The sequence below is a fragment of the Elioraea rosea genome (genome assembly GCF_007644105.1).
GTDB lineage: Bacteria > Pseudomonadota > Alphaproteobacteria > Acetobacterales > Acetobacteraceae > Elioraea_A > Elioraea_A rosea.
Genome location: NZ_VFAC01000046.1, coordinates 1 through 24,403 on the forward strand (window position 1 = coordinate 1; position 24,403 = coordinate 24,403).

Annotated in this window: 19 protein-coding genes; 14 read left to right on the top strand and 5 right to left on the bottom strand. The window is 66.0% G+C overall.

Translation table 11 applies throughout. The annotated features are described in order from the left end of the window. The 3 genes from FIF60_RS18900 to FIF60_RS18910 all read left to right on the top strand — a co-directional run. The coding region (locus FIF60_RS18900; RefSeq protein ID WP_144299847.1) for a flavin monoamine oxidase family protein at positions 1–1,383 on the top strand (1,383 nt) is incomplete at its 5' end. A 417-nt stretch (positions 1,384–1,800) separates the two neighbouring features. Then, positions 1,801–2,502: a VIT1/CCC1 transporter family protein gene (locus FIF60_RS18905; RefSeq protein ID WP_144299848.1), complete on the top strand. Its 702-nt coding sequence runs from the start codon at positions 1,801–1,803 to the stop codon at positions 2,500–2,502. Between the two features lie 110 nt (positions 2,503–2,612). Beyond that, complete coding sequence (locus tag FIF60_RS18910) at positions 2,613–4,418, top strand: ABC transporter ATP-binding protein/permease (RefSeq protein ID WP_144299849.1); 1,806 nt, start codon at positions 2,613–2,615, stop codon at positions 4,416–4,418. Positions 4,419–4,477: 59 nt separating this feature from the next. On the opposite strand, the gene FIF60_RS18915 is transcribed toward FIF60_RS18910, so the two are convergent. Then, a complete protein-coding gene (locus FIF60_RS18915; protein WP_144299850.1) occupies positions 4,478–4,927 on the bottom strand; it encodes a hypothetical protein in 450 nt (149 codons plus the stop codon). A gap of 6 nt (positions 4,928–4,933) precedes the next feature. Continuing rightward, complete coding sequence (locus tag FIF60_RS18920) at positions 4,934–5,248, bottom strand: DUF883 family protein (RefSeq protein ID WP_158639302.1); 315 nt, start codon at positions 5,246–5,248, stop codon at positions 4,934–4,936. Between the two features lie 831 nt (positions 5,249–6,079). Here FIF60_RS18920 and FIF60_RS18925 point away from each other — a divergent pair. Together FIF60_RS18925 and FIF60_RS18930 are read left to right on the top strand one after the other, a co-directional pair. Continuing rightward, complete coding sequence (locus FIF60_RS18925; RefSeq protein WP_239451714.1) at positions 6,080–7,495, top strand: hypothetical protein; 1,416 nt, start codon at positions 6,080–6,082, stop codon at positions 7,493–7,495. Between the two features lie 34 nt (positions 7,496–7,529). Next, entirely contained in the window at positions 7,530–8,561 is a 1,032-nt protein-coding gene (locus tag FIF60_RS18930; protein WP_144299852.1) for a fatty acid desaturase family protein, read from the top strand. Positions 8,562–8,564: 3 nt separating this feature from the next. Here FIF60_RS18930 and FIF60_RS18935 read toward each other — a convergent pair whose 3' ends face one another. Then, the gene (locus tag FIF60_RS18935; RefSeq protein ID WP_158639303.1) at positions 8,565–9,623 is read right to left on the bottom strand and encodes a GGDEF domain-containing protein; all 1,059 of its coding nucleotides are present in this window, start codon (positions 9,621–9,623) and stop codon (positions 8,565–8,567) included. Positions 9,624–10,005: 382 nt separating this feature from the next. Here FIF60_RS18935 and FIF60_RS18940 point away from each other — a divergent pair, with 382 nt between their 5' ends. The 6 genes from FIF60_RS18940 (at position 10,006) to FIF60_RS18960 (ending at position 20,277) form a co-directional block, all read left to right on the top strand. After that, complete coding sequence (locus FIF60_RS18940) at positions 10,006–14,397, top strand: chemotaxis protein CheB (protein ID WP_239451715.1); 4,392 nt, start codon at positions 10,006–10,008, stop codon at positions 14,395–14,397. Positions 14,398–14,612: 215 nt separating this feature from the next. Next, positions 14,613–14,861 carry a hypothetical protein gene (locus tag FIF60_RS21760; protein WP_158639304.1) on the top strand — a complete coding sequence of 83 codons (249 nt, stop codon included), beginning with the start codon at positions 14,613–14,615 and terminating at the stop codon, positions 14,859–14,861. Then, entirely contained in the window at positions 14,851–15,513 is a 663-nt protein-coding gene (locus FIF60_RS18945; RefSeq protein ID WP_158639305.1) for an RNA polymerase sigma factor, read from the top strand. Before FIF60_RS21760 ends, FIF60_RS18945 begins: the two co-directional genes overlap by 11 nt. A gap of 230 nt (positions 15,514–15,743) precedes the next feature. Beyond that, positions 15,744–16,658 (top strand): class I mannose-6-phosphate isomerase, encoded by a 915-nt coding sequence (locus FIF60_RS18950; RefSeq protein ID WP_144299855.1) that lies wholly within the window; start codon positions 15,744–15,746, stop codon positions 16,656–16,658. Next, positions 16,655–18,934: a glycosyltransferase family 4 protein gene (locus tag FIF60_RS18955; RefSeq protein ID WP_144299856.1), complete on the top strand. Its 2,280-nt coding sequence runs from the start codon at positions 16,655–16,657 to the stop codon at positions 18,932–18,934. The genes FIF60_RS18950 and FIF60_RS18955 overlap by 4 nt, the downstream gene beginning before the upstream one ends. Continuing rightward, positions 18,931–20,277, top strand: coding sequence for a glycoside hydrolase family 130 protein (locus FIF60_RS18960; RefSeq protein ID WP_144299857.1), 1,347 nt, complete (start codon positions 18,931–18,933; stop codon positions 20,275–20,277). Before FIF60_RS18955 ends, FIF60_RS18960 begins: the two co-directional genes overlap by 4 nt. 157 nt (positions 20,278–20,434) lie before the next feature. Here the strand turns inward: FIF60_RS18960 and allE are convergent, their stop codons facing one another. Continuing rightward, positions 20,435–21,211: a (S)-ureidoglycine aminohydrolase gene (gene allE, locus FIF60_RS18965; protein ID WP_144299858.1), complete on the bottom strand. Its 777-nt coding sequence runs from the start codon at positions 21,209–21,211 to the stop codon at positions 20,435–20,437. Positions 21,212–21,445: 234 nt separating this feature from the next. On the opposite strand from allE, the gene FIF60_RS18970 reads away from it, so the two are divergent. Continuing rightward, positions 21,446–23,107, top strand: coding sequence for a sensor histidine kinase (locus FIF60_RS18970; RefSeq protein WP_158639306.1), 1,662 nt, complete (start codon positions 21,446–21,448; stop codon positions 23,105–23,107). Positions 23,108–23,144: 37 nt separating this feature from the next. Here FIF60_RS18970 and FIF60_RS18975 read toward each other — a convergent pair whose 3' ends face one another. Continuing rightward, entirely contained in the window at positions 23,145–23,486 is a 342-nt protein-coding gene (locus FIF60_RS18975; RefSeq protein WP_144299860.1) for a hypothetical protein, read from the bottom strand. Positions 23,487–23,678: 192 nt separating this feature from the next. Here FIF60_RS18975 and FIF60_RS18980 point away from each other — a divergent pair, with 192 nt between their 5' ends. Both FIF60_RS18980 and FIF60_RS18985 read left to right on the top strand, forming a co-directional pair. After that, a complete protein-coding gene (locus FIF60_RS18980) occupies positions 23,679–24,062 on the top strand; it encodes a PRC-barrel domain-containing protein (RefSeq protein ID WP_239451716.1) in 384 nt (127 codons plus the stop codon). A 158-nt stretch (positions 24,063–24,220) separates the two neighbouring features. Next, positions 24,221–24,403: hypothetical protein (locus FIF60_RS18985; protein ID WP_204251256.1), on the top strand; the 183-nt coding region annotated here is incomplete at its 3' end.

Genomic DNA, 24,403 nt, shown 5'->3' on the forward strand with positions numbered 1-24,403 from the left:
GCACGCCCGCACCGCGCGCCGCGCATCGCGGTCGTGGGCGGCGGACTCGCCGGGCTCGTCGCGGCGTACCGGCTGCGGCAGGCGGGCCTTCCGGTTACTCTGCACGAGGCGCGTGCCGCCGTCGGCGGCCGCGCGCGCTCGGCTGAGGCGCTCGGCGTAGCGGGCCTGGTGCAGGACCTCGGCGGCCATTTCATCAATGGCGACCACGCCGACATGCTCGGGCTTGCGCGCGAGTTCGGGATCCCAGTGCTCGACCGCCGCGCGGCGGCGGCGCGGGAGGAACAGGAGGCGGTCGCCTTTCTCTTCGGCGGGCGTCGCGTGCCGGAGGCGGAGATGGCCGCGGCGCTCTCGCCGTTCGCCGCGCGCGTCGCCGTGGACGCCATGCGCCTCGAGGCAGAGGAGGTGGTCGCGGCCGCGCTCGACCGGCTCTCAGTTGCCGCCTATCTCGACCGGCACGTGGCGGTGCTGTCGGCGCCCGGGCGGGCGCTGGTGGAAGCCTCGATCCGCTCCGAGTACGGGGTGGAGCCAGAGGAGTCGTCCGCGCTGCAGCTGTTGTTCAACCTCCCTGTGATCCGCGACGGTCGCGCCGAGCCGCTCGGCAACAGCGACGAGGCCTTCGTCGTGCGCGAGGGCGCGGGTCGCATCCCCGCCGCCCTCGGCGCGGCGCTCGGTGATGTGGTGCGGACCGGCGACGCGCTCGTCGCGGTGGCGCGGCGCGGCGCGGTCCAGGCGCTGCGCCTCGCCTCGGGCGAAACCGTGCAGGCCGACATCGTCGTGTTGGCGCTGCCCTTCCCGGTGCTGCGCGGGATGCGGCTCGACCTCGACCTCGCGCCCGCGCTCGCCCGCTTCATCGCCGAGGGCGCGCTTGGTGCGAACGAGAAAGTCTTCGCGGGCTTCCGCGACCGGCCCTGGCGCGAGGCGGGGGGCTTCGCGACCGCCTGGTCCGACGCGGCCTTCTGCAACGCCTGGGAGGCCACGGAGGGCCAGCCCAGGGGCCCGGACGGGGTGCTGACCTTCCTGCTCGGCGGCGACCAGGCAGGACGGGCGACGCCGCAGGCCGGGCCCGACCTGACCCGGGCGATAGAGGCGGCCGGCGTTCCCGGGCTGCGCGACGCCGCGACCGGCCGCTTCGCCGCCACGGCCTGGCGCGCGGACCCCTTCGCCTGCGGCGCCTATGCCAGCTTCCGTCCCGGCCAACTTACGGACTTCGCGGAGCAGTTCTGGGTTGAGGACGAGGCGGGCGGCGCCGCGCAGCAGGTGCGGGCCGGCGGGGTATTCTTCGTCGGCGAGCACCTCAGCGATGCGTTCTACGGCTTCATGAACGGAGCCGCCGAGACCGGCCGGCTGGCGGCAGCGACGATCCTGAGGGAGGTAAGGGGATGACCGACGAGCGCAGCGACCGGTACGAGGAGCGCCTTCAAGGTCTCCTTCGCCGGAGCGCCCCTCAACCGCGCCCGTTGACTCGCTGTGAGTCTTCGTGAAAACGGCGAGCAATAGCGTTGCAATCTTCGTGCGACCGAGATCGGATCCTGCCCCGAGGCTCCGCACGTACCACGCTCCTGCTCGCGGCGGTTCCATCGTGAGAGTTGTCGCGCGTCGTCGGCTCCTCGGTCCCTTGCTGTGATCTGACGCAAGGACATCCGGCCCAGTGCGAGTACAGGCTCGGCTTGTGAAGTCCTAAGGCCCGACAAGTGAGCCGCCGCAAGCGCCTTAGACATCGAAGCCCGCAGGGGTGAGTGGTCGCGAGCAACCGGGCGGCGCGGAGAGAAACCAGAAGACAGCGTTGTGAGAGGAAAACCAATGCCGCGCCTGCACCTCCACTCGGAACGTCATCTCGTCTCCCGCATCGGCTGGCTGCGGGCGGCGGTTCTCGGAGCAAATGACGGTATCGTCTCAACCGCGAGCCTGATCGTCGGGGTCGCGGCCGCGGCTGCCACGCAGAGCGACATCCTCATCGCCGGCGTCGCTGGATTGGTCGCAGGTGCGATGTCAATGGCGGCTGGCGAGTACGTCTCGGTCAGTTCTCAGTCCGACACGGAACAGGCCGACCTCGCCCGCGAAACTCGGGAACTGCGTGACAACCCCTCCTTCGAGCAAAGGGAACTGGCCGACATCTACGTCCGTCGCGGCGTAGACAGCGCCTTGGCCCTTCAGGTTGCCGAGCAACTGATGGCCAAGGACGCGCTGGGAGCCCATGCGCTGGATGAACTCGGCATGTCGGATGTGACCTCCGCGCGGCCGATCCAGGCGGCGCTGACATCTGCTGCAACCTTCGCTGTCGGCGCGGCCATGCCCCTATTGATGGTGGTTGTCGCGCCGGCCCACCTGCTCGTCTGGATCGTATCGGGCGCTTCGCTCGCGTTTCTGGGAGTTCTTGGCGCAATTGGTGCCCGTGCCGGCGGTGCGAATGTGGTGCGCGCGACGGCGCGCGTGACATTCTGGGGCGCCCTGGCAATGGCATTGACGGCCGGCATAGGACGGTTGTTCGGCGCGGTGGTCTGAAGCGGCGCGACCGCCGGACCACGGGCGACCTCGCCCCTGTCACAATCGAGGTTGGATGGTCATGCTACGCTCCAGCCTGCCCGGCAACGTCGATGCAAGGATGAGGTTCGATGAGCAGGGCCGCCGAATCGAGCCATACGCAGCGGTTCTTTCGCGACTTCATCAGGATCTCCGGCCCGTACTGGACGGGGCGGCAGGGCGTGGCGGCGCTCGCGCTCGCGATGCTCGTGGTCGCTCAAGTCGCGCTCGTGATCCGGCTCAATCTCTGGACCGCCGATCTGTTCGACGCGCTGGAGCGACGGTCGACCGAACGCGCCATGGACCAGATCGGTATCTTCGTCTTCATCATGCTTGGCACCATCGCGACCAACACGGCGCATCTGATGGTTCGGCGGTGGCTGCAATTCGGCTGGCGCCGCTGGCTGACGGCGCGCCTTATTGGCAACTGGATGAACGACGCACGGCACTACCAGGCCGACCTCATTCCGGGCGATCACGCCAACCCCGACGGGCGCATCGCGGAGGACATCCGCATCGCCACCGAAGTCGCCATCGATCTTGCCAGCAGCCTGTTCTACTGCGCGCTCCTGCTGGTGAGCTTCGTCGGCATTCTGTGGTCGCTTTCGGGTTGGAGCCGCATCGCCGGCCTCGATGTGCCCGGACATCTGGTCGCACTCGCCTTCGGTTATGCCGGAATGGGCGCGGGCATCGCCTTCTACCTGGGACGACCGCTCGTCCGCGCGACGGATACGCGGCAGACACGGGAGGCGGAGTTCCGCTTCAGCCTGGTTCGGGCGCATGAGAGCGGAGAGCCGATCGCTGTGGCGCGCGGCGAACCTCTCGAGCGCGAACGCCTCACCACCGTTTTCGAAACGATCGCGCAATCCTGGCGCGACCAGTCCATGGGCCTGGCAAGGCTCATGGCTTTCTCGTCCGGCTACATCGTCCTTGCCGGGGTGCTGCCCATCCTCGTGGGCACGCCGCGCTTCCTCGCCGGCACGCTCTCACTCGGTCGGCTGATCCAGTCAGGGCAGGCGTTTCAGCAGGTGACGGCAGCCTTGTCGTGGCCCGTCGACAATCTTGCCCTGATCGCGGGGTGGAGGGCCTCCGTGGAGCGTGTCCTGCTGCTCGACGAAGCGGTGCGCACCGTCGCCCTGGAAGCCGCACGAACGGGCAAAACCGCAATGAACCTGGACCGGGCGTCGACGCACAGGCTCGGTGTCCGGGATCTGTGGGTCGCGGCGCCGGACGGCACCGCCATGCTCTCCAATCTGACGCTGCAGGTGGAGCCAGGTGACCATGTCCTGGTGGCTGGCGACCCCGAGGCGGCGAGCGCCCTGTTCCGCGTCCTGGCCGGCATCTGGCCCTGGGGGCGCGGCCTTGTCGAGCTTCCCGCCGATACCGAGATGATCGCATTCGGGCCGTGGCCGTTCCTGCCGCAGGGCGCGTTGCGCCAGGCGCTTGCGTTCCCAAGGCTCGGAGGCGAACGGGATGACCCGGCACTCGACGCCGCGCTCGTCAGCGTTGGTCTCGCACATCTCACGGAGCGGCTTGACGAAGCAGCCGATTGGGGCCGCGTGCTCAGCGCAGCGGAGATGCAGCGGCTGTCCTTCGCGCGGATCATCCTGCTGCGCCCGCGGTGGATCGTGCTGGGCGACGCGACCGATGCGCTTGATCCAGCCTCAGCCGATGCGATGCTGCGCCTGGTCATCGACGAACTGCCGGAGGCTGCGATCATCCTCATCGGGCGGCATCCCGGATCGCCAGAGCTCTTCAATCGACGGCTGACGCTGGAGCGCGCGGCTGACGGCGAAGTGCTGCTCCATGAGGTCTATGCGCGTCGCCAGACCGCGAAGCTGCCGCGACCCCGCCCGCTCAGCGTCATCGATCGACTGCGGGAAGGTTACGGTCGCTGAATGCTGACGCAGCGGGAGCAAGGGTCATCCCGCCGACAAGGGCGTTCCCCATGGCAAGCCTACTTGCGTGCCCTTCTCCCCGCGAGGAAGCCGCTGATCAGCGAGATGGCCAGAAGGTCCATCGGTCTGAGCTCGCGGCCTAGGCGCAGCGCCGCGCTCAGCGCCGCCTGGTTCTCCCAAACGCCTGGCCCGGAGAGTGACTGTACGAGCAACTCAGGATCCCCAAGGGCCGCCAACGCCGGATCATCCTGGCGCGACGAACGGGCATGCCACCGCCACAAGGCAACGCCCGCAACGATCGCGACCACGCCGTAAGAGACTGAGATCACCAGCGCTGCATAGATGTGCCCTTTCGACGCAGCGAGATGCATGTAGACGGCGAACGTGCCGAAGCCGACGCTCACAACCGCCAGCACGGCCAGGAGTTCGACGGCTACCATTGCGATCAAGAAATTTATTGGGCGCCAGTCACCCACTGCGACCAAGAGACGATAGAGCCCGCGGAACATGCGCGATCAGTGCCGCCAGCGGCTCATCATGCCGAGCACCATGCCGACGCCGAACGAGATCAGCATCGCCGTCAGAGGATTGCGTTCGATACTTGCTTCGATCTCGTCACCTGCAGAGGTCACGCGCGACTTCACGTCGGCGGCAGTGCTCGTGAACTTCGCCTTTGCATCGTCTACCGCATCGGAAACCCGCTGTCCGGCTCCCTGCGCCTGGGTCTGCAGCAGCGTACCCATGGCGTCAGAAAGCCGTGCTAGATCCTGCCGGAGTGCGGCCAGTTCTGCCGCGATGGTGTCATCTGCGTCTTCGGAACTCTTTGGCATCGGAACCTCCATCCATCAGGGAGCTACAGCGACCACCTCGCCACGGAGCCAGGCCGAGCGGGTGACGATCAGTCGTGGTGGATGCGCGTGACCTTCGATCCGTGGACAGAGCCTGACCGCATCGACGCGCTCAAGCTCGGTTCCATCGTGCCTCAGCGAAGGCCGAAGTATCCGAGAATGAAGAGCACGATCACCACGACGCCCACTATGTAGATGATGTTGTTCATGACCGATCCTTCCGTGTCTGGCGCGAAGAGTCCCTCGCCCTGCATGATTGTCGCGCGGGTTGCGGGTACCTGGAGTATCCACCGCGTTCCTGCGACGCGTTGAGGAATGCCGATCGGCAGCCTCAGGCAATTGTTATTAACGTTAGGCCATCCTGGAACCCGAGATATTGATATACCGCAACCTTCTTGAGTCACGACGGACCGTCGCCCAACACCTACTAAACGCATGGTAATCCCCGGCCGGCGGCGCATCATCAGACGGCGAACTCCGCCCTGAAGACTGGCGGCGCGCCGCTGCTTCGGCGTTATCCGAGCCTGGCACGTGTTCCGCAGTAGGCACCACCGAGCGCGCAGCCATGCTTCCGTCGGAGCCACACGACAGTAGCACCAACGCTCGGCTCCGTTACGTGGCCAGTCGGCCGGCCATTGTTGCCGTCACGCAATTGTGACGTTCGCCCATTCGCGGTTGCCCGGTGGACCGACATGGATTGCAGCACGCGCCCGCGAGCGAGCCGCACGGTACGCAGAACCATGCACCATTCCGTGCGTTGCACCTGATCGAGGCACGTCGCGATCCTGCGGCGCGCGGCAAGCTCGAGGCGCAATGCAGCAGGCCATCGGCGTTGAACTGGATCGCCGGAGCAGTATTGCCTCGTCTGTGCTTCCACGTGCGCGAGCTCTCGGCACAATTGTCGTCGCAGGCGGGCTCCTGGTCTGGCCCGCCTGGATGAACGGCTACCCCATCATCTTCGTCGACACGGCGGCCTACCTGCTCCACACGATCACAGGCGAGGCGCCGTGGGACAAGACAGCGGCTTATGGCCCCTTCCTTCACCTGTTCCATCAAGGGGTCACGCTCTGGCTTCCGCTGCTTGCCCAAGGATTGATCCTCTCGACCACGCTCTGGCTCGTCCAGCGCGTTGCGTGCGGCGAAGCGAACGCGAGGCGGCACATACTGGTCGTCCTGGTGCTCGCGGTCCTTACGTCGGCCCCATGGTTCAGCTCGACCCTCATGCCGGATTACTTCACACCGATCGTCGTCCTGTGCATCTACCTGCTCGGCTTCGGCGACGATCGGTTGAGCCGCGCCGAGGTGCTTGCGGTGGCGTTACTCGGCGTGGTCGCGATGGCCGTCCATCTCTCCCACCTTCCAACCGCATTGGCCCTCATCGCCCTGGTCGTCGTCGTGCGACGGCGATGGACTCCGGTTGTCCGCACAGTACTCCCGATGGCAGTGGCCGTGCTCGTTCTGTTGGGAGCCAACCTGCACGCATTCAATCATCTCACGCTCTCTGCACACGGATCGGTCTTCCTGCTGGCGCGACTGCAAGCAGATGGGCCGGCGACGTGGACCCTGCGCGACCGCTGCCCCGAAGCACGCTGGTACCTGTGCGACTTCATCGATCGCATGCCGATGGACAGCGATCACTTCCTGTGGAACCCGACGAGCCCTCCGGCGATGGACACGCAAGGCCAACACCGCCCGATGGGCGCACCGCGGCTGGCGCCCGAAGCACGGGAGATCGTCGCAGCGACGCTGCGGGACTACCCCCTGGCGGTCGCGCGCGCGGCGGCCCTGAACTGGCTGTCGCAGCTTTCCATGATGCGCGTCGGCGATACCTTCGACAGCACCGACCTCGACAATTTCGCGGACCATGTCCTAGCGCGAGGCTTCCCCGCGCGTGAACGCGTTGCCTTCGAAGCCAGTGCGCAGATGCAAGGCACCTTGGCGCAGCGTGCGGAATCCGCGCTGCTGGTCCAGGCACCGTTTCTGATCCTCTGCACGCTCGCCCTCCTTGTCGGCGCAGGGCGTTCCGCACGCCAGCGAGACGGTCGAGCGCTTGGGTTGATTCTCTGCGTTGCGCTCGGTGTCTCGGCAAATGCCTTTGCCACCGGTGCGCTCTCAAAGCCGCATGATCGATATCAGGCCCGGATCGTCTGGCTGATACCGGCCGGCGCGATGTTCGCCCTATGGGCACCGAACCCTGCCCTGCCACCACAGCGCCGGCGCGTGGCGTGACCGGTTCGTCCAACGTTCCCGCTCGGAGATCGCGATGACTGCGTCGCACGACGTGATCGATCATCACACGCTGAGGGCCGCCGCGCGCAGCTATCAGGAGGCTCTGCCGCGCGTCGCCTCGCTGCAGCTGCTCACGACATTCGTTCCGCTCCTTCTGATCCTCGCGGCAATGCATGCGGGCATGGCCCTTGGCTGGTGGCCAGTGCTGGCCCTCGGGCTACCGGCCGCGGGGCTGGTGGTTCGCGTCTTCGCACTTCAGCATGATTGCGGCCACGGCTCGCTGTTCCGCTCCCGTGCCGTGAACGATGCGGTGGGACGCGTGTGCTCGCTCTTTACCTTCACGCCCTACGGTCATTGGCGGCGACAGCACGCGCAGCACCATGCCGTATGGAACGACCTCGATTACCGCGACCGTGGCGCCGACATCTACTCGACCTGCACGACCCTCGCCGAGTACCGGGCCATGAGCCGGCGGCAACAGTGGGTCCATCGCCTCGTGCACAATCCGGTCGTGACTCAGGTGCTATTGCCGCCCCTCGTGTTCCTGGCGCTCTACCGAATTCCTTTCGATGCGCCAGCCGAGTGGCGCCGCGAGCGGCGCGGCGTGCATCTGACGAATATCGCCCTGGCGATCCTTTACGGCGTGCTATCCGTCATTCTAGGTCTGGGTCAGGTTGCTCTCGTACTCGCGGCGGTGATGCTTCCTGCAAGCATCATCGGCGTGTGGCTGTTCTCGGTGCAGCATCGCTTCGAGGGCGTTCGCTGGCTCGATCATGAAGCGTGGAACCCTGTGACCGCGGCTCTCGAGGGAAGCTCATACCTCCATCTTCCCCGAGTGCTCTCCTGGTTCACCGGCAGGCTCGGGTTGCACCATGTGCATCACCTGGCGCCGCGGGTTCCGAACTATCGCCTCGAGGCGTGCCACCACGCCCACCCGGCCTTCGCAACCGCTCGAGTGCTCACCCTCCGCGATGCCCTGTCCGCACCGACGCGTATTCTGTGGGACGAGGAGAACCAGCGCATGATCACGTTCGCCGAGGCGCATCGTAGTGGCAAGCCGGACTAGACGTCAGGACGCCAGCCGCGCGCCAGTCTGGCCGTGGGATGCCCCCACGAGCGCGAGTCCTGTGGCAAGGCGGTCCCGACCTCCGGACTTGGCCAGGTAGAGGGCAGCGTCGGCCGCGGCGAACAGCGCGAGTGGTGACAGTCCCGGGTGAGGGTGGCATGCGGCAACGCCGACGCTCGCAGTCACGATACCGGCCCGCCCATCTTCATGCGGGATCCGCCGGCTCCTGATCGCCGAGAGGACGCGTTGTCCGACTTTGACGGCGCCATCGAGATCGGTTCGATGCAGCAGCAGCGCGAACTCCTCACCGCCGAGGCGGGCGGCGAGATCGCCATCGCGCACACGGAGCCCCTGCAGGGTCTGGGCAACCTCGTGAAGGCACCGGTCCCCCTCGAGGTGTCCGTATCGGTCGTTGAACAGCTTGAAGAAATCGATGTCGAAGATCGCGAGCGCCAAGCTGCTGCCGTTTCGCGCGGCGTCTGCCCAGCTTCTCGCGAGAGCGGCATCGAAGGCTCGGCGGTTGGCGATGCCCGTCAGGCCATCCGAGGTGGCGAGATGCTCGAGGTCGGCATGTGTCCGCTGGATCGTGATCTCACGCGCCTCGGTCGCCTCGCGCATGGCGACGACTGACCGGCGGATCGCGTCGAAATCCTCGGGGATCGCGCGCCAACGTGTCGGCACGCTCACCGTGCTTGGAGTGCCGGTCACGACCTCGAGCAGGACAGACAACGGATAGGCGACGCTTCGCCGCACAAGGACGAACGCCAGCCCGACGCCCGCGATCCAACAGGCAAGCGCGGTCACAAGGACACTGACTACGGATGGTCCCCTGACGATTGGTCGTGCAGACATGACTTGGCCCAGCGTATTCCTCGCGGCCATGTTGTCCGCCTGCACTTCTCCGATCAACGATGGCAGAGCGCCCGACGTCGCGTCAGCGGGGTTCCCATGCTGAGTGTGCGCGCCTTGCAATGCGATCATCACCAGCGGCGCCAGGGCGACCGCCAGAATCACAGCGAAACGAGTGCAGAGTTTCCGGCCGGAGCAGAGTTTGCTCACCATCACAGGCTCACCTCGGCTCAACGGCGCGCTGGCCTGCATCGCGTGCGGCCAGGGACGCGTAGGCACATGTTGTTTGGCGGTGCATCTGGCGAACCTGACGGCCCCGACAGCCCGATGGCCACAGGTGGTCGCATGACACCGCAGCGACGCCGACGATTGCGCGAGCATTACCGTCAGGTTGAGTTCACGCTACTGAACCGCACATATTTGGTGTAGGTTCGGAAACTACGCATAGGCCCGGCGGGACGGTTTTCGCGGCCATGACGTAGATCAATACTTTTCGATGCCGCTGCAATCGAAGCTATTGACGTCCTCTCCATGAGCCATGCTTGGTGAGTTCGCCGACCACCGGCGCATGCCAAGGCTGGAGCACCCCCTGACGATGCCGAGCAACCGCGTGCCGGATACCTGCGAGACACGACAGGCCGGCCGGAACGAGACGCAGCGACCGCCGCACATGATGGGACTGCCGGTCGTTGCGCTCGGCGCGTCATCGGGCGGCCTTGACGCCTGTCGGAAACTCGTCGCCGGCCTTCCCGCGAGAAGCGGAATGGCCTTCATCCTGATTCAGCATCTCGACCCCACGCACGAGAGCATGATGGTCGAATTGCTGGCCGGACACACCGCAATGGCGGTCTGCCAGGCAGAGGACGGAATGGAGATCGCGGCGGACCACCTCTATGCCATTCCTCCGGGTACGACACTCACCATCCGGCATGGCAGGCTTCATCTCGCGGAGCCAGAGACACGGCGCGGCACCCGCATGCCATTCGACGATCTGCTTCAGTCGCTTGCCACCGAGTGCGGAAGGCAGGCCATTGCCGTCGTGCTGACGGGAACCGGTGGTGATGGAAGCCGAGGCATCGCGTCGATCAAGGAGCATGGCGGGTACGTGATTGCGCAGGATCCGGAGGAGGCAGAGTTCGACGGCATGCCGAGGAGCGCGATCGAGACGGGGCATGTCGACGAGATCCTTCCGCTTGCCAAGATTCCGGCGGCACTGCTCGGCCGCGCGGCGCTACTCGAGGGGAAGCCCGACGCCACACCCGAGCCCCATGGCAAGACGCTGGGGGAGTGTCTGCCGGCGATCATCTCGCTTCTGCAGACGCGGACCGGGCACGACTTTTCCCTCTACAAGCCCGGTACGCTGCAGCGTCGGATCGAGCGCCGAATGGTCATGGCAGGCATCCCGGACAGCGCGCCGCTCCTCTACCTCACCCTCCTCGACCGTGACCCGGCCGAGCGCGAAAAACTTGCGGGCGACCTTCTGATCCACGTCACGGGATTCTTTCGCGACCCTCAAGTATTTGCATTCCTGGCGAGCGACACTCTTCCTGCGCTCGTGCGCGATGCCGGGCCAGAGAAGCCATTGCGCGTCTGGGTCGCAGGCTGCAGTTCCGGCGAGGAAGCCTACTCGCTCGCGATCCTCTGCCGAGAGGCGATCTCCGCCTCTGGGCGGAACATCAAACTCCAATTGTTCGCCTCCGACATCGACCCCGATGCCGTGGCGACAGCGCGCGAGGGCCACTATCCCGCAACGATAGAAGCGGACGTTTCGCCGGAGCGGCTCGGCACGTTCTTCCTGCGCGAGAGCGATGGCTACCGGGTCACCACGGACCTGCGCAACGACATCGTATTTGCCGTGCAGGACATGCTTGCGGATCCCCCCTTCTCCCGCCTCGACATGATCTCCTGTCGCAACGTCCTCATCTACCTTCTGCCGGACGCTCAGGCCAAGGTGCTTGCAACCTGCCACTTCGCACTGCGCAAGGGCGGCATCCTGCTTCTCGGCAGCTCCGAGACCATTCCAGACAGCAACCGGCACTTCGCGACAGTGGCGAAGAAGGAACGCGTGTTCCGCAACATCGTGGGCGGCCGGCCGGGCGAGATCGTGCTTCCTTCCGCCGGCGAGGCTGGCATGAAGCTTGCGGGCCGGCTGGCTGCAGGCATCGCACCGTCGCGACTGAACGCCCTCGCGGAGCTTTGCCGGCGGATGGTCATCGCCAGCTACGCGCCCGCCTCGGTGCTGATCAACCACCGCTACGAATGTCTTTACTCGCTCGGGCCGACCGATCGCTTCCTGCAGGTGCCGCCTGGGCATCCAACCAACGACATCCGCGCGATGGCCAGGCGCGGCCTCGCGCTGAAGCTCCGGATGGCAATCAACGAGGCGCGCGACCAGGGCCGGCGGGTGGTCATGCCCGGCGGCTGGCGCACGCACGATGGCGGGGCAGTGACCGTCCAGATCGACGTGCAGCCGACAGAACTCGACGGCGAGAAGCTTCTTCTTGTCAGCTTCAACCAGGAAGCGTCGCCACCTGTCGGTAAGGCCGGCGATACGGCACCGCCCGATGTCACACGCGTCGCGGAGCTGGAGCGGGAACTCGAAGCAACGCGCACCGCGCTCGACGATGCGATCCGCGATCTTGAAGTGTCAGGCGACGAGCAGAAGGCGATCAACGACGAAGCCCTCTCGGTCAACGAGGAGTTCCAGTCCACCAACGAGGAGCTGCTCGCCTCGAAAGAGGAGCTTCAGTCGCTTAATGAGGAGCTCGTCGCTCTCAACAGCCAGCTTCACGAGACACTCGAGCAGCAGCGGGCGACGGCGACCGACCTGCAGAACGTGCTCTACAGCACCGATGTCGCGATCCTCTTTCTCGATCCCGCACTCAGGATCCGCCTGTTCACGCCGGCGACCACATCGCTGTTCAGCATCCTCCAGACGGATATCGGCCGACCGATCGCGGACCTGCGATCGCTCGCGCCCGATCGGGACCTCGCTGACACGGCCAGGACCGTGCTTGCCGGAGGCTCGCTGACAGAACGTGAGCTCGAGACGGATGCGGGTCGCTGGTACGTTCGCCGCGTGATGCCCTATCGCGGGCAGGACGAACGCATCGCCGGGGTCGTGATCACCTACAGTGACATTACCGAGCGCAAGCGTGTGGCCAAGGCGCTTGCCGTCGCGCAGCAGCAGGCGGAGGCGGCCAATGCGGCAAAATCCCGCTTCCTCGCAGCGGCAAGCCACGACCTTCGCCAGCCACTCCAGACACTGGCGCTGATCCGCGGGATGCTTGGGAGAGCCGCGACCGGCGAGGTCGTGGCGACCCTTCTGGCGCGACTGGACCAGACGCTCGATGGCATGTCGGGGATGCTCAACACGCTGCTCGACATCAACCAGATCGAAGCAGGAACCGTGCGCGCCGAGCAGGTCGACTTTCCGATCGACACGCTCATGTCGCGTCTCCACGACGAGTTCTCCTATGCCGCGGAGGCCAAGGGGCTCGCCTTGCGACGCGTCCGCTGCAGCCTGGTGGTGCACAGCGATCCGCGCCTGCTCGAGCAGATGATCCGAAATCTTCTCTCCAACGCACTGAAGTATACGCCGCGCGGCAAGGTGCTCATGGGATGCCGGAGACATCGGGGGTCCGTGACCGTCGAGATCTGGGACACCGGAGACGGCATCCATGCCGACGAGCAGGAGGCCATCTTCAAGGAATACTATCAGGTCGGCCGCACGGCGGGCGCGGCGAATGGTGGCCTCGGCCTCGGGCTTTCGATCGTCAAGCGGCTTGGCGACCTGCTCGATCATGGCGTGTCGGTTCGGTCGCAACACGGCAAGGGATCGGTGTTCGCCATCGAGGTGCCGATGGCCAGCAGGCGGGAGCCGCTCGACCGACCTCTTCAGCCTGAGCGTGCTTCGGACCATAGTTCGGACCGGAAGCCCCATGTCACCGCTCGTATCCTCGTCGTAGAGGATGATCCGGAGCTGCGTGAGCTTCTCACGCTCGCTCTCTCCGGCGAGGGCCACCGCGTCGTCACGGCCGCCGACGGCGAACAGGCGATTGCCGAGACGTCCACGAGCGGCAAGACGCCTGATCTCATTCTCGCGGACTACAACCTGCCTGGTGACACGACCGGACTCGCGGTGGTGTCGGCTCTGCGCAAGCGCTTCCAGGCGCAGGTGCCCGCCATCATCCTCACGGGCAACATCGCGACCGGACCGTTGGTCGACATCGCTGCCGGCGATGCACTCCAGCTGAGCAAGCCCGTCCAGCTCACAACGCTTTCCGAGACCATCCAGGACCTGCTTCTCACCCGGTCGTCGGGAGCGCACGCTCAACAGCGCGTTCCCGCGGCGAGGCAAGGCGTGGACGACGCGAAGCCCCTCGTTCTCGTCGTCGATGATGACCGCCTGATCCGCGACGGGTTGTCCGCGATGCTCGAGGAAGCAGGTTTTACCGTCGAGGCGTATGCTTCGGCCGAGGCGTTCCTCGCGGCCTGGCACGGTCAGCCTGACGCATGTCTGCTGGCTGACGTGATGCTGCCGGGATTGAGCGGCCTCGAGCTCCTGCGCCAGCTGCGTGCCAACGGCGAGGTGCTTCCGGCTGTGATCATCACAGGCCATGGCGACGTTGCCATGGCGGTGCAAGCCATGCAGGTCGGCGCATCGGACTTCATCGAGAAGCCGGTCCAGCGCGACGTCCTCGTGTCGAGCATCATGCGCGCGATGGAACAGGGGCGCGACTCCCGCCATCACCGCGCACGTGCCGAGGAGGCCGTGCGCCTGCTCTCGCGGCTTACGCCACGGCAGCGGCAGATCATGGATCTCGTCCTGGCCGGCGTGCCAAGCAAGAACATCGCCACCGACCTCGGTATCAGCCAGAGAACGGTGGAGAACCACAGGGCAGCGATCATGCACAAGACGGAGGCGCGATCGCTCCCCGCCCTTGCCCGTCTCGCCGTGGCTGCCGCTCCCCCAGGAAACCCCTGACCGTCCAGCCGGTTGCGGCCGTAGGTAGTTTCCGTGGCTGCTGCTGCACTGCTCTGACGCGCTAGGTTTCGGTTCAGCGAAGATGGAATTCGCGACGTCGCGATGACGCCCAGCGGACGTGCCGCGACCCATTGCGGTCAGGCCCCGCTCAAGCGCTGGCATCGCTGGCGGTCATTCTTCCGACCTGTGTAACGATCATGTCCCAGGAGTATGTCATGCACACGCCCCCTCACGGCGCGACCCAACGTGCCAGGCTGCGCTATGTCTTCGACGACGCCATCGTCTCGGTGCGGCTCAAGCATACGCCGACGCTCGGCGACGTCGCGATGGTGCTTGGCGTTCTCGCCGGGCTCCGGGCTGACGCCCCACGCGGCATCGATGTCCGGCTCGCGCTGCCTGCGCAGGGCGATCCTTCCGCCCCGCATTCCGGATTGGTCGCCAAGGGTGCGCGGGATGACAGCTAGTCCTGCCAGCCTGCACGTGCCCACTCCTGGTTACGAGAGACCGGAAGCACGTTGCGACCGCCCAGGCGCGCCGAATGCGCGCGGCGCGGTGTTCGGGATCGAGGACGAGCTGGTGGCTGCACTTCCGCGGTTGCGGCGCTACGCGCGCCACCTGACGGGCAATCCGTCGGACGCAGACGATCTCCTGCAGGATTCGGTGCTGCGCATGCTGAGGGCATCCAACTCCTACCAACCCGGCACGCACTTCCAGGCCTGGGCGTGCACAGTGATGCGGAACCATTTCATCTCGTCATTCGTCCGCACGGCTTCGCGAACGGTGAACGTGGACGACATCGATCCGGAGCTCATTCAAGGACCGGCAACGCAGACCGATGGGCTCGAGTGTCGGGATCTCGCCAAGCAGTTCAGTCTCCTGCCGTTGCAGGGGCAGTCGATGCTCGCACTCGCCCATGACGGCATGCGCTACGACCAGGTCGCATCCGTCTCTGGATGCACGGTCCAAGCCGTCAAGAGCCGTGTGCATAGGACGCGCAGGATGCTGCGAGCCATGCTCGAGTCGGCCTACACCCCCTCCCCGTGCGCTACTCGCCCCGGGAAGGCGGTTCTGCAGCCGCTGGTCAAGGACCGTGCATGCTCGCTGGCAGTCGGATGACTGGGGAGAGAGGCCTGATGACCACCAACATCTACATCGTTGGGTTTGTCGTTGTGATCATCGCGGCTCTGCTCTTCGTCGACATCCGCTGACACCCGGCTGCAGCCTCGCATGGGCGAGATGCAGCGGGCTCAGGTTGGGCCGCACAAGCGCGATCCACGCGTCGACAGCACCCCACATCGTCCGAACGGCATGCTCGCGTTCGGGCGCAGCCAAGGAAGGAGGACACGATGACCATCGAACTGGCGGATGCCCATGCCGTGCGCAAGCCATGGGGTCGTGCCGACGTCTCGCCCTGGAGGGCGGACACGCCAACCGGAACGAAGGTTGGGGAGATATGGTTCGAGCGGCCCGATCCGACCTCGCCGCGGCCGGCGCTGCTCCTCAAGCTGCTGTTCACCAATGAGCCACTTTCGATCCAGGTTCACCCCAATGATGCTGTGGCCCGGAGCATGGGCTTCGAACATGGAAAGGCGGAAGCCTGGTACATCGTCTCGGCTCATCCCCATGCCGGCGTGGGCCTTGGACTTACGCGACGCCTGGGCGCATCGAAGCTCCGTGCGGCGATCAGCGACCGCTCCATCGCAGGCCTGGTGCATTGGAAGCGTGTACGCGCGGGTGACACCGTGTACGTGCCGGGTGGGATGATCCACACGATCGGCGCCGGACTGGTTCTCGCTGAGATCCAGCAGCGCAGCGACACCACGTTTCGCCTCTTCGATCACGCCCGAGACCGCGACCTCCATGTGGAGAACGCCGTCGCCGCGGCGGATACCTCCCTCCGCGACAGCACACCCGCCGCACAGCCACTCGGCAATGGGCGGACCGTTCTGGTCGCAACCTCACACTTCGTCCTCGAGCGCATCGTCATCGACCCAGACTGCGCGACCGTGCTCGATGCGCCCGGAGAGACCTGGATTCTCGTTCTCGAGGGCGAGGCAGAGCTCGGGCCCGTGCGTGCCGCGCGCGGCGATGCGATCTACGTCGAGGCAGAACGCGCGAACCTGGCCGCCGGGAACAAAGGGCTGACCGCGCTCATCGCCTATGGCGGACCGGAACCACGGCCCGTCGCGTGGCGCGCCGCATCAGGTGCCGCAGCGGCTCCGCCAGAACACATGGCGCGTGTGATGGAGGCGCAGGCATGACAACCCTTTCCCGCATCGCGCTGATCGGCAACGCGCTGCCGCGCCGTTGTGGTATCGCGACGTTCACGACCGATCTCCAGAAGGCGCTTGCGGCGACACTGCCGCATGTGGAGACCGCAATCGTGGCGATGAATGACAGCGACAACACCTATGCCTACCCGCAGACCGTCCGCGTCACGGTGCGCGACGACATGATCGCCGACTACGCTGCCGCCGCAGCCGCGCTGAACTCGGCAAGGTTCGATGTCGTGTCGCTCCAGCACGAGTTCGGCATTTTCGGTGGCGACGCCGGCGAGCATGTGATGACGTTGCTGTCCCGCCTCGAAATGCCCGTCGTCACGACATTCCACACGGTCCTTGCCTCCCCGACACCGCAGCAGCTTCGGGTGTCGGCGGCGATCATCGATGCCTCCGCACATGTGGTGGTCATGGCGGAGAAGGGCCGTGCGTTGCTTCAGGATGTCTATCATGTGCCAAGCGACAGGATCAGCGTCATCCCGCACGGCATCCCGGATGCGCCGTTCGTGCCCGCCGATGAGGCGAAAGCGCGGCTCGGGTTCACCGGGCGGGATGTGATCCTCACCTTCGGGCTTCTTTCGCCGAACAAGGGCATCGAGGTCATGATCGACGCGATGCCTGAAATCCTCACTCACGCTCCCGACGCGATCTATGTCGTGCTCGGCGCGACCCACCCGAACCTGGTGCGCCGGGAGGGAGAGCGGTACAGGGAAACGCTGATTGCCCGAGCCAAGGATCTCGGTATCGCCAGCCGAGTCGTCTTCCTAGATCGGTTTGTCGATCAGGAGACGCTGCTGGGGTACATCGCCATGTGCGACGTTTATGTCACCCCCTATTTGAACGAGGCACAGATGACGTCCGGCACGCTGGCAAACAGCTTCGGCCTCGGCAAGGCTATCGTTTCGACGCCATACTGGCATGCACGGGAACTGCTGGATGACGGGCGCGGCGTGATCGTTCCGTTCGGCGATTCAGCGGCCACGGCGCGTGAAGTCGCGGCGCTTCTGCGTGACCGGACACGGCGTGACGCGATGGGTGAGCGTGCCTATGCGGCAAGCCGCTCGATGACCTGGCCGCGGATTGCGGAGCGCTACAGGGAGGTTCTCGCGTCGGCGCACGACGCTCAGCCGCGACCGCACGCCAGTCCCTTCGCGCGGCCCGCCGCAGCACGATCGACACCGCCGGCGATGCGAACGGCCTATCTGCTTTCGCTTTGCGACGATACTGGATTGTTCCAGCACGCCGTCCATACCGTGCCAGACCGATCCCATGGCTACTGCGTGGACGACAACGCGCGTGCCCTGCTCGTTGCCTATGCGCTCGATGCGGAGGGCGAGAAGCCGCTCCCGCACAATACGACGACATCGTTCGTCGCCTTTCTGCAGCACGCCTGGAACCCCGATACGAAGCGGTTCCGCAACTTTCTGGGCTTCGACCGCCAATGGCGGGAGCCGGCAGGGTCGGAGGACAGCCACGGCCGCACGCTATGGGCACTCGGCGCATGCTCCTGCAGCGATCCCGATCCCGCACGGCGGGCCTGGGCGGCGGATCTCTTCGTGAGGTCGCTTCCCTGCGTCGAATGGTTCCACTCCCCACGCGCCTGGTCGTTCGCGCTGCTCGGCATCGAACGGTTCTTCGCCGCGGATCATCATGACGAAGCTGCTCATCGGCTACGCGCGGTGCTTGCCGCACGCCTCATGGCGCTCCTGGCGGCCGTCGAAACGAAAGACTGGATCTGGTTCGAGGAAGGACTTTCCTACGACAATGCCCGGCTGCCGCAAGCCCTGATCGTAACGGGTGCTGCCCTCGGCTATCCAGCGATGGTGGACGCCGGCCTCAGATCGCTACGATGGCTTATGGTGCAGCAGATCGCTCCCTCGGGCTGTTTTCGTCCAGTCGGGACGGATGGATTCAGCTTCGTCCGTCAGGCCCCGGCGCGTTTCGATCAGCAGCCGGTGGAAGTCGCCGCCACCGTCTCGGCCTGCCTCGCGGCTTGGCGCGCAGACGGGGATGCTTGCTGGCGCGACCATGCTTCGCGTGCCTTCTCCTGGTTTCTTGGTCAGAACGACCTGGCGATCCCAGTCGTCGACATAGAGTCTGGATGTTGCCGCGACGGACTGCACTGGGATCGCTCGAACGCCAATTGCGGGGGGGAGTCGGCAGTGTCCTATCTGCTAGCGCTTGCTGAGCTGCGTGTCCTGGCACGCATCAGCGGGGACCGGACAAGACCCGCCTTGCGGGTTGCGATAAGCGCATGAGCCTGCACCCCTCAGCGTCGCTCCCTCAGAATGAGACGCCGTCGTTGCAAAGCGCGGGGCTGGTTCGCCAGGAGCTATTGCTTCGGCCTGACCCGGCAAGGGTCGTGGTCCGCCCCTTCCGACCAACAACCGAGCCACGTGACCTCAACCCAACGGACAAGACGCGCGCCAACCATATCGTCGACCGGGTCTTGGGGCTCGATCCAGCCGCAGCCAAGCATCAGCTCCTCGACGTCGTGGAGCACTTCGAAGGGCGTCATCGAGACCTTCTCCATACATTCGAGGCGAGGGCCGACGAGATGGAGGATGCATTCGAAGCGCACGCAAGCTTCTCGAAGGTCCAGCGTCAACTCGTCGGCGCCTACTTCATGCATGAGTACTCGTTCGAGGCGGCAGCACTCTTCAACCCGAGCATCGTGGAGCACCCGGACCAGACCGGCGTACCGGAAGGCGCATGCCGGTTCGTCCTGAGCGTGCGGGCCGTGGGCGAAGGGCACATCTCGTCTCTCACGTTCCGGACCGGTATCGTGACCGAGGACGGACAGATCAGCGTCGATCGCGCGTCACACCTCGCGACCATCCCGCGCGTGAAGGAGCGCAGCATAGGATGTGACGGCGAATGCGTCGCATTGGAGTTCGCGCCGGGCTACGACATCAGTGAACGGGTGATCTTCCCGGTCACGCTCGCACAGTCCAACGGGATCGAGGACGCGCGGTTCGTCGCATTCGATGACGCTGGCGTGCGGACCTACTACGCAACCTACACGGCTTACAGCGGCAGGGCGATCCGCTCGGAGTTGCTCGAGACGAAGGATTTCCTCTCGTTCCGGATGTCGCCCCTCGCCGGTGCGGCGGCCCGCAACAAGGGCATGGCACTGTTCCCTCACAGGATCGGGGGGCGCTATGCGATGATCGGACGCCAGGACAACGAGAACCTTTACCTCATCTTCTCCGACGATCTGATGGTCTGGGAGGGTGGTGTCGCAATCCTGACACCACGTTTCCCATGGGAGTTCGTCCAGATCGGCAATTGCGGTTCACCGATTGCCGTCGACCAGGGGTGGCTCCTGCTCACCCACGGTGTCGGACCGGTCCGCAAGTACTCGATCGGTGCCGTCCTTCTCGACAAGGATGATCCATCGCGGGTGATCGGCAGGCTGCGCGAGCCGCTCGTCAAGCCCGACCCTTCCGAGCGTGAGGGCTACGTTCCGAATGTCGTCTATACCTGCGGCGCGATGGCACACCATGGACGCATCATTCTTCCCTACGCAGTCTCCGACACGTTCTGCAGCTTCGCCACGATCGGGGTCGACGAGCTCATCGCGAGCATGCAGGCCTGCTGACAGGCGCCCCGGCTTCGGCGTCCTCGCCAGGCGTCCTCAAAGGCCTCGCAGGTACGGCACCCTGCACATGGAGCGGATCGAGATACGGACAGGCGCCGTCCCGCCCGCAACCTGCAAAGCGTGGCGAGCCGCCGCCGTGTCAACCGTCGCCGGCCAATCAAGGGCGGAACGTCACGTCGCGATTGACGTCCTTGTAGAGAAGGTACTCAACCACCTCCGTTCCCGTGGCGTAGATTTGCTGTGGGAGGTAGGGGCCCATCCAGACGAAGTCGCCTGTCCAGAGCTCGTGCCAGTCGCGGCCAAGGAGCTGCAAGGCCTGGCCCTGGAGCATGACCATGCCGTGCTCCATGACGTGCGTCTCGATGCACCAGAAATGCGCGCCAGGCGCATAGCACATGATGTTCATCTCGAAATCCATCGAGATGTCCTTGTTGCCGATCAGGAAGTGCCGCCAACGGGGGCCGCTGTCCTCGCGCGGCGCGTCGTCGCGATGGCCCGTTCGAAGCCCTGGCAGCGGCACGCCCGGAACTCCCTCGAAAGGGCGCTTGACCCAGATCGCGCGCGCCTCGCCGGCGTCCGTCGCCACCAGCGAGTAGGCCATGCCGGCCGGGGCATAGGCAAAGCCGCCCGGAGCGAGCGTCGTCGTCTGGCCGTCGGCGGTGAACGTCATCGCTCCCTGCTGCACGTAGAAGAAGTGCTCGAGGCCGTCATTCCGCGGACCGTCCGTTCCGGATCCGGCCGGCGCGATCAGCAACGCCTGCGCGAACCTTGCCCCCATGGCCGGCGAGGTCTGGAACCGGATGATGCACCCGGGCCACCCGGGAAGCACGCTGTCCATGATGCCCTCGGGCGGAAACACGCAGTAATGGGGGGTCAGCATCGTGCGGTTGTGGCCAATGATGCCTGGCGGCGGGTGCGGTGTGGGCGTGCGCATGGGGAGGATTCCTCGACGGTGAACACCCGCCCCTGTCGGCGGGCAACCGGCGCGATCGGCCGGGAACCGCACCATCTCGCCAGAGCGCACCCCCGGCGGCAACAGCGGAACACAATTGCGGCCGGGTTCGCTACCACCGGTGGACATTCCTGCCCACGGCGGACAAGAATCGCGCGACAAGTCGCCTCAGCCAACAACCGGACCGGGGGTCTGCGGGTGGAGACGAGGACCAACGTGGCCACCCCTGCGAAGGCGGGCTGGACGCTCACGCAGGGTGTCGTCGCCATCGCCCTGGTCTCCTGGCTCGTCGGCATGCTCGTCGGCGTGGGCAACGGGCTCCTGAGGCTGCAATCGCTCCGGGCCCAGGCCCATGCCGAACTGGTCGCCGAGGCGAAGGCTGCGACCGCGAGCATCCATGGCCAGCTTTCCCTAGCAGAGCACATCCTGAAGGTGGTCGCGCTCGCGCCCCTCGTCCGAAGCTTCTCGCCGATCTGCAATGATCTGATCGAGGCGTGGCGCAGCACGCTCGGGACGATGACGACGCGCGTGGTGCTGACCGACAGCACCGGGTTGGTCCGATGCGGCAGCCCGGCGGAGGCGCTCGACCGGCGCATCGACGACAGCTTCCGGCTCGAGGACGTCGTCGAGACGAGCGACACGTTGTTCAGCACCATCGTCAGGGGCCTCGTCAGCGGCGAAGAGGTGATCGCCGTCAGCCGGCGTTGGTATCCGCTCGAAGCCGGCACGGGAATGGCAACCGCCGCCGTCCGTGTCGCGCATCTCGTCCAGCCCGATCCTCCGGCGATGCGCGCCACCGGGCTTTGGCTCGCTGACATCGCCGGGCATGTGAGACCGCTTCTCGCGACCGCGCCGCTCCCGCCACCCGATGATGTGCTGGCCGACATCCCGCGCGGGGTTCATCTGAGGACGGCCTCCGTCGACGGCGAACGGCTGCTGCTCGCGGTCGACAAGTTCAGCGACACGCTCGGCGTGGTCGCGACGCGGCGGCTTCGCGAGATCGAACGGGAGGCCGTCAAGGAGTCGCTGATCTCGACCATCCCGAAAATGATCGCGCTTGCCTTCGCGGCCATCGCTGTCGTGGTGATGGTGCGCTGGGCGCTCGTCAACCCGCTTGCTGAGCTTGCGAACACGCTCAATGCGCCGCGCGGAAGCGCGGCAGCCGCGCCGCCTCCGCGCATGCCGCGGGAGCTGACGATGATCTGGCAGAAGGTGCTCGACTATCGCGATGCTGTGGCGGATAGGGAAAGCCAACTCGAGCAGGAACTCGCCCTCCGGCAGGAGCTGATGCGCGAGGTGCATCACCGAACGAAGAACAATCTCCAGATCGTCTCCTCCCTCCTCGCGCTCCAGGAGCACGAGGCAAAGGACGGGGAGGCCGCGGCCCAGCTGCGAGCCGCGCGCGACCGGGTCGCCACGCTCGCCACCATCCACGAGAAACTGTTCGGCGGCGGAGCGGTCGACCGTGTGGAGCTGAAGGAGTTCCTGTCCGATCTTGCGAAGCGCATCGCGTACGCAGCAGATGCCGATGCCCGCGGCATCGCCGTATCGGTCGAGGCTGAGCCGCTCGCGCTGCACATGGACCTTGCCGGTCCCGTCGGCCTGATCGTCAACGAGCTGATGACCAACAGCCTCAAATACGCGTTTCCTGGCGATGCACGTGGGCGCATACGCATCACGGCCCGCCGCGTCGGTCAGGACATCGAGGTCGTCGTCGCCGATGACGGCATAGGTGCCCCTGGCACCGGCGTGCCTGAAGGTGGCCTCGGCAGCACGCTTGTCGCTGCCTTCGCCCGGAAGCTCGACGGCACCGTGGAGCGCCGCGAAGGGCCCGGCACCATCATCGCGTTGCGCTTCCCCGCCGCCGCAGAGGCGTGACTGCGGCGGCGGCAGCTGTGATCAGCGGAGACCGCTTTCAGCCCCGGCTCTTGCTGTGTTCCTTGCGGATGGCCTCACGCGCCTCGGGACCAGCGACCAGCGGCGCAGTGGGATCGGGCTCCTCATAGGCGCCCGGCTTCCGGTCGCCCCTCTGCTGGGGCTTCTCCAGCGGCGTCCCCTTCTCCGCTCCCTTCCCGGGGCTGGGGCTCCCTGCCCCGGCCGGCTCGCCTGCGCGGCGCGTCGGGTCGGTCATCGTCGGAGGGTCGCTCGCCGGGAAGCTCTCATCGAGCGCGTGATCGAGCTTCTCTTCCCGCTTGGTAGGCTTCGGCATGCCGCCGCCAGGCGCTGCGGGCTTCGGCACCGGGGTCTTCATGGTCACGGCATATCTCCTTGCTGATGCCCCTCATGAACGGTTTCGAAGGATCGAGGTTGCACTGGCCGGCCGCCCGGCCTGCTCACGCAATCTCGTCGGTTCGTGATGCATTTGCCGGGCGTCCCCGCAGTGCCGGAGGGAACCCGGAGCCCCCCGCCGTCGTTTAACCGTCACTGCCATCACACGGAGGAAGCACACATGGACCAGCGAACGATGAATCGAGATACGTCCGGCGACGTAGCGCGCTCGGAAACGGCAAGCCTGATCGCCTCCGACAAGGTCGAAGGCACCAGTGTGTATGACGCGCGCGGCGAGAAGCTCGGCTCGATCTACACGGTGATGATCGACAAGAACAGCGGCAAGGTGTCCTACGCCGTCCTGTCGTTCGGCGGCTTCCTCGGCATCGGCGAGAGCTACTATCCGCTGCCGTGGAACCAGCTCCGTTACGACACGCGGCTTGATGGCTACGTCGTGTCGATCACCGAGGAGCAGCTCAAGGGCGCGCCGAGCTATGCGCGGAACGAGTCGGGCAACTGGACCGACGCAACCTGGCGCAGCCGGATCGACAGCTACTACGTCTGACGTTCGGTATACTTCTCGACACGGGAGCGGGGGCGAAAGCCTCCGCTCCTTCTCTTTTGCCGGGCGCGACGATTTGTCCGGCCGGGCGAAAACTTTTGCGTCAGTTCTTCGTTCTCCTGACACGCCCGCACACGGCGGGCCATCAAGGAGATGACACTATGCGAAAGATCGTGACGGCCATGGTGGCCTGCGCCTCAGTTGTTGCGCTGGCCGCCTGCGGAACCGACCGGGACGAGCGGGTTCAGGGCGGCGCGGCGACGGGTGCGGCGGCCGGCGCGGGCGTTGGCGCGCTTGCGGGCCCGGCGGGCGTAGTGGTGGGCGGCGTCGTCGGCGGCGCAGCC